The sequence below is a fragment of the Comamonas sp. C11 genome, from assembly GCF_024496285.1.
Lineage (GTDB): Bacteria > Pseudomonadota > Gammaproteobacteria > Burkholderiales > Burkholderiaceae_C > Comamonas > Comamonas testosteroni_F.
Map to the genome: position 1 here is coordinate 3,161,514 of NZ_CP101743.1, position 13,225 is coordinate 3,174,738.

Genomic DNA, 13,225 nt, shown 5'->3' on the forward strand with positions numbered 1-13,225 from the left:
TCGTCGCACAAGCCGCGCAGCTAAATCCCGTTGTCCCCGTTCTACCGTCGCGGCTTGATGGAGTTGACCGTGGGCAGGAATTGGCTTGGAGCAGCCTTTGTGGATATTTCCGGTGCTGACTGTTTCAGGCTGGTTGCAGCCAATCCGCCTCGAAATCTCAATAACGGCTACCGGTGCTGCACCTGCCGTTTAGCTAGGGCATCAGCGTTACATCAAGGCGCGGATCAATCCTGATACGCACCCATCGTTAAGCTTTTGTCCCTCCAAAGATGCGATATCGATCGTAAGGTGCGGTTCTGGCGAACGCCGTAGCAGCGCCGCTAACGCCCCAAGTTGTACGTCCTTCACATGGGCATACGCCACTGCTCAGCAAGTGCTTTGGCAACAAGGGCTACGGCGGGAGATTGAAGCGCATCTTTGTGAGCGATGAAGACCATTCGGCCGCTGGCAAAGGGCGTGCGCAGGCGAATCTTGTGCACCATCGACATGTCTGCGTAATGTTGCACAGCGCTCTCGGGCGCCACCGTCAGGAAGCGGCTCTGAGCCACCATCGACAAGTTGCTGTGAAATGAGATTGACTCGATATAGGGCGTGGGCGGCAGTTGACCTTGATCGAGAAATGGCTGCTCAAACACGGCCCTGGTATGGGTACCGCGTGGCGGCAGTATCCAGGCATGTTCGCGCAAAACCGACAGTGTCAGTCCTCGGCGCCTAGCCAGCGGGTGGTCTGGGGCACACGCAATCGCCAGGTACTCGTCTCTGAGCGGAACAATTTCCATCTGCTCCTGCATGGAAGCTTTTGGGGTAGCTTCGAGCCGCCCGATCATGCAGTCGAGCTCACCGCGCGCAAGCAGCTCGAACAAGCCGTTGACGGTGTTTTCATACACACACAGGCGTGGCAATTGGCTTTGCTGCTGGAGCACGGCAAACAGCTTAGGTAGCACATGGACGCCTACCAGGGGCAGCACGCCCATGCGCACAAGGGGAATTTCTGGCTCCGTCGCCAGTGCCTCGCAGGCCGCATCCAAGGCCCCCAATGACATGCGCAAGCGCTCCAGCGCCCGCTCGCCGGCCGTCGTCAGTTGGCCGCCGCGGGTCGTGCGCTCGACCAGCGTACACGCGAATGCTTGTTCCAGCTCCTGCAGCATCTTCGTGACGGCCGGCTGGCTGATGCGCAGAGCATCTGCTGATGCGGTCAGCGATCCGGTCCGAGCGATCAGATCCAGCAGCCGCAAGTGCCGGATGCGTAACCGGTCTATCCGGTTGGCGTGTGCGGAAGGTCGGGTTGGAAACTGTTGGAGTGAAGCATTAGCCATAACTGATTTTGATGAATCTATAAGAAATGAATAATTGTTTCTTATGGCGGATTGGCGAGAATCAGGCAAAACCATAAAGGAGACTTGGAATGCTTGTAGCCCCCCTCCGTGCACGCAGTCAGATGCTGCACACTCTGCTGGGACTGTCGATTGCCGCAGTGTCTGGGGCATATACCTTCACTGCATGGGCAGCAGAAGACTATCCCTCGCGCCCCATCCGGTTGGTGGTTCCTTACGCGGCTGGCGGTGGGCCCGACATCCAGGCACGCAAGTTGGGGGAGGTGCTGGGCAAGGAACTGGGTCAGCCGGTCGTGATTGAAAACAAGGTTGGAGCCGGCGGTATTCTGGCGGCCGAGTATGTGAGTCAGCAGCGCTCCGACGGCTATACCCTGCTGTTGGGCTCCTCCACCCATATCGCGCAAAAGCTGCTGCAGCCCAGCGCCAAGTTCGACCCAGCGGCCTTCACGCACATCAGCCGCCTTGGCATCAGCCCGGTGGTCCTTGTGGTGCGTTCAGACTCGCCTTACCGTACGGTGAATGATCTGGTCGCTGCGGCGCGGCGCGCGCCTGGTGCGTTGAACTACGCAACGGGTGGTATTGGCTCTGCAGCGCATATTGCGAGCGCGGCATTTCTCTCGGCCGTCGGCGTGGATGCGCTCCATATTCCCTATAAAGGCTCTGTGGATATCGTGCCTGCGCTGATTAAGGGCGACACGCATTTCGCGTTCCCCGTGGCAGGCACCGCAGTGCCGCAGATCAACAACGGCAAGGTGCGTGCTCTGGCGGTCACTTCCGCCGCCCGCAATCCCATGCTGCCCCAGGTTCCGACCTTGAACGAGGCACTGGGCCGCACGGATCTGGTGCTGGACTCCTGGAGCGGTATCTGGGCCCCTGCGCAATTGCCCAGGCCCCTGGTCATGCGCGTGCACGCAGCCATGCTCAAGTCGCTGGCAGAACCCGGACTGCGCCGATTCCTTGCTGATTCGGGAGCATTGATCGACCCTTCTCCAACGCCCGAGGACTTCTCACGCCTGATCACCGAGGAAACCGCAAAGACGCGGCGGGTGATCGAAAAAAACCGCATCACACTCAACTAACCCCACCATGTCCCTGACCCCCTCCTCTTCGTTCACTCCGCTCTCAGGCATTCGAGTTCTGGACTTTTCACATGTCATCGCGGGGCCGTTCGCCAGCTTCTTGCTGGCACAACTGGGCGCAAAAGTCACCAAGGTGGAAAACGCCCATGGCGGTGACGTCATGCGCCGCACAGGTCGCGGCCGAGAAGCCTTTGTGTCGCTCAATGCAGGTAAGACCTCATTGTCACTGGGCCTGGCAAACAGCGACGGCCAGAAGCAGGCGCTGGAGCTGGCTGCTCAGTGCGACGTCTTCATCGACAACCTGCGCCCTGGCGTGCTGGAGCGCTACGGCTTGGGCTTTGAGGCCGTGCGCGCGCGCAACCCGCGAGTAGTGTATTGCAGCATCTCTGGGTTTGGCCGCGGCGCACCAGAATGGACGGGGCGGCCTGCCTACGACCATGTGGTTCAGGCCGCCACCGGCATGGCGTGGATGGCCGGAAGCGAGGGAGACCCGCCCATCAAGACCGGATTTCCAGTCATCGACTCTGCCACGGGGCTGCTCGCGGCCTTCGCCATCCTGGCCGGCGTGCGCGAAAGCGAACGCACTGGGCACGGCATGCTGCTCGATGTCTCCATGGCCTGCGCGGGCATGCAGCTTATGTACCCGATGTCCTGTAACGCCATGACGCATGGCGCGATCCCCTCCCGACAAGGCAATCAAGGGTATTCCGGCAGCCCTTCGGCCGATTTCTTTCGCACCCGGGATGGTTGGCTGGCCATCGGGGCGAACACGCCTCGACAACTGCAGGCACTGCTGCAAGTGCTGGACTTGGAGCAACTTGCAAGCGACCCGAGCTTGTTCAGTGCCCCGCTGGATGGGCGCGAAGCGTCTTCCTTTGTCCAGTCGCTCGACCCCGTAGCGCTCAAGGCCGCCTTGGCAGTTGCCCTGGAGGGAAGTGACGCAGCACAGCTGGAGGCCCGCCTGAGCGCGCGTGGAGTGCCAGCCGCACGCTTGCGCGACATTGCCGAATTCGCTTCGGAAGCCATGGCCAATGGCGCCATGGCAGCGGTGGAGTTGCACGACGATGGTGTTTCGGTCAAGTCGCCAGGCCTGGGCTTTCGCGTTTACCACCCGTCTTGATACGAATTCAAAGAATTAATGCAAGGAGACAACGATGAGGAAGTTGCGCATTTTCATATTTTTCTATTCCTTGATGCTGCTGTGCGTGGGAGTAGCCAGGGCCGGTGACGCCGGACCGGCGAAGTATTTCGATATGCGGGAAATTCTCGACGAGAGCACGCTGAACACAGAGATCGCCAAGGATCGCGTGGTGCCAAGCTCGGCGCGTCCAGGCAAAAAAGTGCGCGTCATTGAGCTGAACTTCACCAGCCAGAACTGGAAGGGCATGGTCTGGAAGCATCCTGCGCGCATCTATGTGCCCGATGGCTATAAGGGTGGCGGCAATGCGGGAATCATCGGTACTGCGCGCTCGTTCTTCGAGGATCCCGCCAGCGTTCAACTCACGATTCCAGGCACGCAGTTGCGCACGGAAGAGCAATACGCAGAGGCAACCGCCATTGATCTGGGCTTGCCCATCATGATTTTCAGCAATCCCGCCGAAAACTACATGGGCATGGACGAATCTGACCTGACTGGCTACTCGCTCAAAAAAGTCTTCGAAACCGGCGATTTCAGCTGGTACGGCTACATTGCCATCACCAAGGGCTACCTACGGGCGATCACGCTGATGCATTCGTTGCACGGTGTGCAGACGGAACGTGCTGTGATCATGGGCTGCTCCAAGCGCGGCATGGCCGTTAGTCTGGCAACAGGCGTTGATCCTGATCGGGTCGCTGGCATCATGAGCACTTGCTACACCGGAGGCAACTTTCTCTACGGCATTGCAAGGCAATTTGCCGAGTTCGGTCCTGACGTGCGCGGCCCTGACCAAGAAAGAACCGGTCCCGGATTCCAGCCTGCCGAGAAGCTGCTGGGCATGCTCAACAACCCTGTGGGTTTGCAGTTGATAGCGCAGTTCGACCCCTACATGTGGCGTAACAAGATCAAGGCCCGTTACCTCGTGGGGATGGGCACGAATGACGAGTTCTTTGCACTGGGCGCGCCCAACAGCATGCTCAAGGAGATGTCGGGAGACAGGGCCTTTCTGGCCATCGACAACCAACGGCATTCATGGGTATCGCAAAAGTATTTGGCTGCGTGGCGGATGTGGCTGGCCCACACCTTCTTACAACGCAAGATTGCCAAGATCGACGCGAAGGGAGTGATCGATGCGGATCGACTGGTTGTTTCTGCGCAGGTGGGGCTGGAAGCGCAGCCCATGGCTGTCCGTCTGTTCTATGCGTACAAGAAGACGACTGAGGACTGGCGCGCGGCCCAATGGCAATCCACCGCCATGACCCCCAGGAAGGACGGCTACTCGGCGCATCTGCAGCGCAAGAAAGGCCAAAGCCTCGGCTACTACGTTGAAGTGGAAGATACCGGCCCAGGGGGCACGGGATATATCAGCTCGCTTATGGAGAGCGTCGACTAAGAGCGGGAGAGCCTTGGCGATCCGTGATGGAGTGCCTACCACGTAGCCCACCACTACCCGTGGGTTAGGTTTTCGCGCCTATTTCCTTGTGCCTGCCCTCCCCCACGCTCCGTCAAATGCACGTAGGCACTTGGCGACTGGTTCTTTAAAACAGCTGTATTGCACGGACGCCAGCGGGTGTCCAGTGCCAAGCTGCGCCTGTGGCACGCATCTTCTTACGACAGTACGGTGCTGCACCGACCGCGAGATTCAGTGATCCACGCGGTACGGCATAAAAAAGGAGACAACAAACAATGAACAAGACTTTGGTTTTGGCCACGGTGGCCTCGGTGTTGCCCTATACAGCTATGGCCCAGAGTAGCGTGACCTTATATGGCAACGTTGATCAGTTTGTCGGCTTTGCCAAGGCTGGCACTGTGTCGTGGACACGTGTAGAGGACGGCGGAAGCCTGGGCTCGCGCGTGGGCTTGCGCGGTCAGGAAGACCTGGGAGGAGGACTCAAAGTCATCTACAACTTTCAGGCCGGTATGTTTGCAGATACTGGGGCAGGCAAGCAGGCAGGTGCTTTGGCCTTTAACCTGGCCTCCTTTGTCGGCCTATCCGGGAACTGGGGTGTTGTCACTGCAGGCCGTCAACTCACACCTTTGATCGCGGCAGTAACGCGTGTAGATCCTTATGCACTGGCCGACGTGTTCTCGCCCCTGAACCTGGCGGCATTCACCGATGCGCAGCCTGGCATGGTGCCGATTGTTGGGCGGGCCAACAACATGCTGCGCTATCGCACGGCAGGCACGGAAGGCTTTCATGCCGATGTGGCCTACGCTCCCGGCGAAGCCAGTGCGGGAGACCACAGCGTGAGCCGGCGCAGCGGGGATCTCTGGGGCGCCAGCTTTGCCTGGCGCGGCAAGGCAGTTTCCATCGGTTATGGTTTCCAGCGCCAATGGGCAGGCTCCGGCGCAGCGCCCGTTGCGGCGCCAGATCGGTCGACTTTCCATTCTCTGATGGGCACCTACCGCGCAGCAGCTCCTTTGATGCTCACGGGAACCTACTCCATTAGCTCCGCGAGCACGGTCGGCTCGCCGATGGCTCGGATCAAGAGCCTAAGCGCTACCTATGAGGTCGCGCCACGGACCATCTTCCAAGTGGAATGGGTGCGCCGCAGCGTGGACGGCAGCAGCCGCGGGCAATCTGTCTGGACACTGGGAGCTGATCATTTTTTGAGCAAGCGCACCTCAATCTACGCTCGCCTTATGCGGCAACACAATTTTGGTGGCGCTCTAGGCGGCCTTGGCGGCATTCCGCTGACAGCCGCCAGCGGCAGCAACCAGGGACGCTTGATGGGCGCTGGCATACGTCACAATTTCTGAGGCCGCCTCAAGGATGGAACGATTACGTGGCTGATCTTCTCTGGTCTCCTCCATTTCCAGAAATCGGCCCACTTACGGGAAACGTATTGCTGCCAGTGGTCTTGGTCACAGGCTGTGCATCCGATGACAATAAGAGCCGCCTCCTGGGGCGGCCTACAGATATTCGCCGTTGCGTAAACCAATTGAGGAGCATGGCAGATATCCCACACGAGGCAAACCAGTTTGTGCCAATGTCCGCAGTGTGACCAAGACCGTGAATTCACTGACCCACATCGACCGTCTGGCCCCGCAGCACAGCAGCACAGCAGCACAGCAGACTTTGCTTGACGAAACTCAAACGACAGCAACGGGCCAAAACCGCCTATACAAATGATGGACAGGCGGCCGCCAGAGTTACACATGCATGGAACGTGCAATCCCCGTGACTGCACTCCTCGCGATCAAGAACACTTGAAATCGCTCAAGCTCTGACGAGAACTGTCGACTCGCGAATCACTCTCGCCATGTCCTCTTCACGGATGGGCTTGCAGAGCACCTCGTCAGCGCCGCTGCCATATAGCGCTGCCGTTCCACGTCTTCGATGTTGGCGGTCAGTGCCACTATCCGACAGCGATTTCGAGCCTCGCTGGTTTCACGCGCCCGCACCCTGGAGATCAGTTCGGCGCCATTCATATGAGGCATCTGGCCGTCCGTGACGATCAGATCGAAATCCGTCTCGATGCACAGCTCCCATGCCTGAACGCCGTCCTCGGCAACCTCGGGCACTACACCTTGATCGGACATCATGCCTTTGACGATCTCGCGATTCAGCGCGTGGTCCTCCACAAGCAGCGCGCGCAGCAGTGACGCGCCATGGGCTGGCACCCTGGCTGCCGGCCGGGGCGCGGTGCGCGGCTTCGGCTGCGGCAAGGTCTGCGCCTCGACAATGGGCAGCGTAAGTTTCACGGTGAAGCGGGAACCTCGTCCGAGTTCACTGCGGATCGATACGGCACCGCCCATATGGTTCACCAAACGGCGGGTGATATGCAGCCCAAGGCCGCTGCCAAAGGCCTGCCCCTGCTGAGCCGAGGCCACCTGTTCATAGGGCTCGAAGAGCCGAGCCTGATCCGCTGGCTCGATACCGATTCCGGTATCTTCGACCTCCAGGCAAAGGTGCAGCATTCCGCCCTCTGCGCTTCCAGTCGCCGTCAGAGCAATACCCCCTTGAGCGGTGAATTTGACGGCGTTGCTGAGAAGGTTGAACAGCACTTGTTTGAGGTGCAGCGGATCGACCATCACCCAAGCATCGACCTCAGGGGCGACCGACATATCCAGGGTGAGTTGTTTACGATAGGCCATGCCACGGACCAAGACAGCCATATCCTCGATCAAGGGCCTGAGCGCCACCGGCTTGGGGCTAGAGTGGATCAAGCCCGACTCGATCCGGTTGAGGTCCAGCACATTGTTGAGCAGCAGCAGCATGGTCTGCGCCGCGTCCTGAGCCGCCGGCAGGCTGCCATCCTCGGTGGCAGCTCCCTGACTTCGTTGCCGGGCCATGTCCAGCAGGCCGATGATCGCCGCAAGAGGAGTGCGGATTTCATGGGTCATGGTGGCGAGGAACTGGGTCTTGGCTTGATTGGCGGCTTCGGCACGCTGCTCCGCGCGCCTTGTCCTGCGGACCTGACGGGTCAGGTATATCCCCCAGATCAGCGAGATCGCGGCCGCCAGACCCAGTGCGCCCGCCACCCGCAAATATGCCTGCCGATGCTCGGTCAAGAACCCCCAGCCATCGGCCGGATGCCCTGGCTCCCAGTTGCGCACCAACTCAGCAACATCCTCATGCGTGATTGAAAGTCGGGCCTTCTCCAGGATCGCAACCAGCTCGGACTCCTGCGCCTGTACAGCCATGCTGACGCGGCGCGTGTAGTCGTCCAGAATGCCTATCTGCGCCAGCCGATTCCCAAAATACCTGGCGTTGATGAAGCGCATCGCGTAGTCGCTGCCGACAACGGCATCGCTGCGCCCTTCCACAACGCTCTGCATGGCCTGTGTCATGTCGGGGAACGCGCGGATCTTCACGCCTGGGTGGTCGCGACGGATGACATTATCGAGAAAGTAACCCTCGACGACGGCCACTCTCTTCCCATCCAGGTCTGCCAGATGGTGAATGCGCTGCCCGTCGTCCGTGATTCCCTGGGCCGCTCCTGCCGGGGCCATGACGATGACCGAGGTCCTCAGATAGGGGGTGAGCATTTCAAGCCCCTGCGGCGCTTCATCCGAGGGCGCAAAAACCGGGGTCAGCAGCGCCCGCCGCTGGCCCAGGATGGCATTGAGCTCCGAGTAGTTGCGAGCGCGAATGTAGTCGAACTTGAGCCCGGTGCGGCGACTGATGAGCTCCAGATAATCCGGGCCTATGCCCTGGGCTTGCCCATCGCTGGAGAACTGCCCCAACGCCCCCAGCGAGCCGTTCAAGACCACTGGAACACTCGGATGCTCGACCAGCCAGCGATTCTCGGATGCAGTCAATGGAATGCGGTCCTCGCCCAGGCGCAGTGGGCGCCCGCCGCTCCAGGAGTACAGAATGTCGTCGCCATACTCCGCCGCAACCTTCGGAACAGCCCGATCGAGGTAGTCGAGCAGCGCGCCGTCGTCCATCCGGACCAGGAAGCCAAATCCATCGCTGTCAACGGGAACAAAGCCCTGGATCTTGAGATTCACCAGATAGTTGACGCTGATGAGGTAGTGGGCTGACGAGGCATCGGCCAGAACGGCATCGACCTCGCCCAGACTCAGTGCCTCCAGCGCGCGTTTGGGCGACACAAAGTTCAGAAGACGGCTGTTGGGATACACCTCTGCAGTCTGTGCAGCCGGCAGATATCCCGGGTTGACCGCCATTTTGGTTCCCTGGGTCTTAGCGTCAAAGGGAGCATCGATCCTGGAGACCAGCACAGGCGGGTCCGTAAGATAGGGGTGGGTAAGTTGCAGGCCTGCCAGCCTGGCTTCGCTGGGCGTGCCGCCGCCAAGCATGTCGATCTCGCCGCGCTGCAGGGCCTGCAAGGCGGCCTCGCGACTGCGGAACGGCTGCACGCGCACAGGAGATGCAAACAGCAGGCCCACATAGTCGGCCGTGATGCCGCGAAACCAGCCGGCATCAAAAATATCCAGGGGCGGATAGTCCGGCAGCGATACACCCAGCGTGAGCTGGCCGCGCTGATCCAGCGTTTGACGCTGCTCGTCGCTCAGCCAATTGCGGGAGGCAGAAGTAATACGCGGTTCAAAATTGAAGACGCTCAACTCTGCCCGGCCTGGGGCCATGACTGCCAGTGGCAGGATCAGGAGAACCAGCGTATACCGAATAAAGCGCATCGTCTTGCTATGTTTGTTTATCTCGTCATTCAACTGACTGATTACCTTGGCACTGCATGCGCGCCAGCCGAAAGCGGTCTTCGACTCGACGAGACAAGGACTGCCGAGGTTTCATGGTCAACCGCCCTGCTCTGCAGCCATCACTTCGCCTGATCCTATCAAGCAGGCTGTCGAGAAGTGCCGGGCGACATTTTCCGAATATTGGCCTGAGGGATGGATTCAGGCATCACTACCGGGTCGATTTCTGCCTGGAGATTCCCTGAGGACGTGAGAGGCGCTCAAGAAAATTGGGGCATGGAGATGAGTTGAATTCATTGCTGCGCCTGATGGCCCAACTAGCAAGCCGGCAATGTCCGCCATTCAGTCGCCAAGTGCCACGCACTAAGTACCAATTACACGCCCGGGCAACTACGCCGGCCTGAAAACAAAGGCTCTGCGCCACAAAGCAGGAATTGGACAGCAGCATCTTTCCTGGCCCGCGGCCACTCACGCAGCAAGCAAGCGCTGCTCACCGCACTACTCCCAATCACTACGGGACTATGGGCAGGGGTTGTACCCCCGCGCTGCCAGGAGAGTCCGAAATCGCTCCTCTCATTGATAGGACTGGGGTATTGGACCGAGGTATTGGACCGCGTGGGCAATCTGCAGCCTGACTCTCTCCTGCCCTGTTTTTCAGAGAGCACATTTTAAGAATTTTCCTAGACCTGTGCAGGAGCCCGACTTCTATCATTCCTTGCATGACTTTGACCAACCCTCCTTCAGAGAGGTTGAACACCACCGCGCTCGGCTTGCCGATGCTGCTGCTTCATCTGTTGGCTGTAGCGCTGCTGGCCTGCATCCTGTTTGGCACCGCGCTTTATCTGTATTGGGCATTCAGCGGGGAGGTTTCCAACCACCGACGACGCATGAATGCAGCCGCCTACAACGCGCAGCTTTATTTTGACCAGCGCGAAGCCTTGCTCAAGTCGATCGCCGGATCGTCGGTGCGCAATACCAACCGCATGTCGCCCGAGCGAACCCCGCAAACATTTGGCGAAACGCGCCAGATCAGTGTCACGCCGTTGCTGACAGACAAGAACAGCTATGACTGGGCCCTGATTCTGACCCCGCACGACAGGGCCGACGTCAAGCAGGCCAGCGCCCACATCATCTATTTGTCGCTAGAGCATTCCATGGCAAAGCGTCTGGGCACGGATACTACGGCAAGGCCATCTCCCGTATCGCCTGGCACCACGGCGTGGCTTACGGAAGCCCTGGCCGAGCGCACACCCGCAATGGAGCCAGGCAACCGTACGCCCATCGTCTGGCTGCACCCGCCAACAGATGAAATGGACAGGATCTTTCTGTTCACCCCGCTGGACGCAACCCATCCTGAACAAACCTGGATCGGGTTGGAGGTCGATGGTGTTGCCTCGGTCATCGCTTCCGAATGCGCAAGCGGTGGCGGTAGCTACGCACTCTACGACAGCAACAGCCGCATGACCCTGCACGGTGGCCCGCTGCCCATGATGGGCGATACGGTTGCGACGAAGCTGACCCAGGACTCTTTCGGAGTCCAGGGCGGCACGTGGTTTCCCGAGAATCTCGTGCTGGTCAAATCGGTGGGCGAAGCGCAGTGGAAACTCGTCTACTACGTCCCTATGCGAGAGGTCCTGGCCCGCAGTGCCCACTCCTTCTGGATGGCAGGAGGCGTAGCAGTCTTGCTTGCCGCCAGCGTCCTGCTGGCCGTGCGCCACATCAAGAGAACGCTGGTAGCGCCGGCTTTGCGCCAGTACGCGGCTCTTGTCGACAGCCTGGCCCTGAACAACAAAATCATCGAAGTTGCCCCTGTCGGCCTGAGCCTAGTACGCCGCGCAGATGGAAGGCTGCTTGTGTCCAACGACGCTGCCAGGCGCCTGCTCGACGAGCACGACAGCTGGCGCGAGGATATCCGCCAGGCCACGACCCGGGCAGGCAGCCGCGAGTGCGAGCTTCGCGACGGGCGCAGCGTGATTCTGACCTTCGCCTCCATGCGTTATCAGTCCGAGGACGTGGTCATTTGCGGCATCAGCGACATTACCGTGCAAAAGGAGGTCGAGCGATCGCTGCGAAGCGCGAAGCTGGCCGCCGACCAGGTGAATGAAGCGAAAACAATGTTCTTCGCCACGCTCAGCCATGAGATCCGTACACCGTTGTACGGCATCGTCGGCACGATGGAACTGCTGGCGCTGACAGGCTTGAACGTACAGCAGCAGCAATACCTGAACACAATCCAGCAGTCCTCTGCGACGCTGCTGCGCACCATCAACGACACCCTAGACCTGTCGCGCATAGAAGCCGGCCGGCAAGAGCTGTATATCGCCGAGGCCTCGCCTGCGGAGCTGCTGGAGCGCGTCGTCGCGAACTTTGCGGCGCGCGCGCACGGCAAGGGTCTGCTGATCTACGGGCTTTGCGGCATTGAAGTCCCCTCCTCGGTTCGTGCCGACTCCGCCCGCATACTTCAGGTTCTGAACAATCTGGTCGGCAATGCGGTGAAGTTCACCGAAGCTGGCCGGGTTGCCGTGCGCGTGAGCGCAGAGAATCTTCAGCCCGAGCGCGTTCGCCTCAAGTTTCAGGTTGCGGATACGGGCGTCGGCATTCGGGCCGAAGCCCAGGCTCAGCTCTTCGAGCCCTACTTCCGTGCCAACGCCAGCGCCAAGGAAGACATTTCCGGATCGGGGCTGGGTCTGGCCATCTGCCGGCGCCTTTCAGACCTGATGGGCGGAAGCCTGTCCGTCGTCAGCGAAAAAGGTCTGGGCACCAGCATTACGTTTGCCGTCACGCTGGATGTTGCAGCGGCAGCCCCTGCACCGCCGGTGGTACTACGCAAGCGCGCGGTGTATGTCGACGGTGCAGCTCCGGAAGTGGTTGCGAACATGTGCGAGTGGCTGAACTCATGGGGCGCTGTCGCGCTGCCGTACCGGAGCAATCTGAGACTTCCAGCCTCGAAAGACGCCGTCTTCGTCCAGACCTGGCCGCCGGCACCGCCTGATCTGCCGTGGAAACACAAGAGGGTACGCGTCGTGGCGCCAGGGTCCGGCCAGGAGTCCTTGGCCTCGACAAGCTCCAAGCTGAGCATCACCTGCACCATGAATCCGGTCAGCATCGGGCGCGCCGTCCGGATGGCACAGGATGGTATCGAGCGCCCTCTTAGCGCGAAGGTCCACGCCAAGCGGATATCGCTGGGATTGCGTGTGATGGTGGTGGAAGACAACATCATCAGCCAGATCATCCTGCGAGAGCAGCTGGAGCATCTGGGGTGCAAGGTAGTCACTATCGTCAATGGACAAGAGGCGCTGCGCCGCTGGAGCGATCAGGAGTTTGACGTCGTCATTACCGACCTGAATATGCCTCTGATGGGCGGCTACGAACTGGTCCGCGCCTTGCGAAAGCTGGACTACCAGGGCGCCATCCTGGGCCTGACGGCAAGCACCGCGCCCGACGTCGCGCGCCAGGGTGTCGAGGCCGGTATGAACCAGGTGCTCCTCAAACCCTTGCCACTTCTCACTCTGGCGCAAACCTTGCACACCCTCGTAGAGGATTTGACCTGA

At 60.2% G+C, this 13,225-nt stretch carries 7 protein-coding genes; 5 read left to right on the forward strand and 2 right to left on the reverse strand.

Annotated features, from left to right (window positions below):
- Nucleotides 1-344: 344 nt before the first annotated feature.
- The gene (locus NOX35_RS14430; RefSeq protein ID WP_256493710.1) at nucleotides 345-1,391 is read right to left on the reverse strand and encodes a LysR family transcriptional regulator; all 1,047 of its coding nucleotides are present in this window, start codon (nucleotides 1,389-1,391) and stop codon (nucleotides 345-347) included.
- 14 nt (nucleotides 1,392-1,405) lie between these two features.
- On the opposite strand from NOX35_RS14430, the gene NOX35_RS14435 reads away from it, so the two are divergent.
- From NOX35_RS14435 to NOX35_RS14450, 4 genes are all read left to right on the forward strand, one after another.
- Nucleotides 1,406-2,413, forward strand: a complete 1,008-nt coding sequence (locus NOX35_RS14435; RefSeq protein WP_256493712.1) for a tripartite tricarboxylate transporter substrate binding protein — start codon at nucleotides 1,406-1,408, stop codon at nucleotides 2,411-2,413.
- A 7-nt stretch (nucleotides 2,414-2,420) separates the two neighbouring features.
- Entirely contained in the window at nucleotides 2,421-3,533 is a 1,113-nt protein-coding gene (locus tag NOX35_RS14440; RefSeq protein ID WP_256493713.1) for a CoA transferase, read from the forward strand.
- Between the two features lie 73 nt (nucleotides 3,534-3,606).
- Nucleotides 3,607-4,944, forward strand: a complete 1,338-nt coding sequence (locus tag NOX35_RS14445; protein ID WP_256493714.1) for a PhoPQ-activated protein PqaA family protein — start codon at nucleotides 3,607-3,609, stop codon at nucleotides 4,942-4,944.
- A 293-nt stretch (nucleotides 4,945-5,237) separates the two neighbouring features.
- Entirely contained in the window at nucleotides 5,238-6,311 is a 1,074-nt protein-coding gene (locus tag NOX35_RS14450; RefSeq protein WP_256493715.1) for a porin, read from the forward strand.
- Between the two features lie 492 nt (nucleotides 6,312-6,803).
- Here NOX35_RS14450 and NOX35_RS14455 read toward each other — a convergent pair whose 3' ends face one another.
- Nucleotides 6,804-9,656, reverse strand: a complete 2,853-nt coding sequence (locus NOX35_RS14455; RefSeq protein WP_256493716.1) for an ATP-binding protein — start codon at nucleotides 9,654-9,656, stop codon at nucleotides 6,804-6,806.
- 737 nt (nucleotides 9,657-10,393) lie between these two features.
- Between NOX35_RS14455 and NOX35_RS14460 the strand changes: the two genes are divergently transcribed.
- On the forward strand, nucleotides 10,394-13,225 hold the full coding sequence (locus NOX35_RS14460; protein WP_256493717.1) for an ATP-binding protein: 2,832 nt from the start codon (nucleotides 10,394-10,396) through the stop codon (nucleotides 13,223-13,225).

Excerpts from the sequence above, each read along its gene's own strand:
- NOX35_RS14430 (WP_256493710.1), bottom strand. The coding sequence starts at position 1,391 with ATGGTTTTGCCTGATTCTCGCCAATCCGCCATAAGAAACAATTATTCA.
- NOX35_RS14435 (WP_256493712.1), top strand. The coding sequence starts at position 1,406 with ATGCTTGTAGCCCCCCTCCGTGCACGCAGTCAGATGCTGCACACTCTG.
- NOX35_RS14440 (WP_256493713.1), top strand. The coding sequence starts at position 2,421 with ATGTCCCTGACCCCCTCCTCTTCGTTCACTCCGCTCTCAGGCATTCGA.
- NOX35_RS14445 (WP_256493714.1), top strand. The coding sequence starts at position 3,607 with ATGCTGCTGTGCGTGGGAGTAGCCAGGGCCGGTGACGCCGGACCGGCG.
- NOX35_RS14450 (WP_256493715.1), top strand. The coding sequence starts at position 5,238 with ATGAACAAGACTTTGGTTTTGGCCACGGTGGCCTCGGTGTTGCCCTAT.
- NOX35_RS14455 (WP_256493716.1), bottom strand. The coding sequence starts at position 9,656 with ATGCGCTTTATTCGGTATACGCTGGTTCTCCTGATCCTGCCACTGGCA.
- NOX35_RS14460 (WP_256493717.1), top strand. The coding sequence starts at position 10,394 with ATGACTTTGACCAACCCTCCTTCAGAGAGGTTGAACACCACCGCGCTC.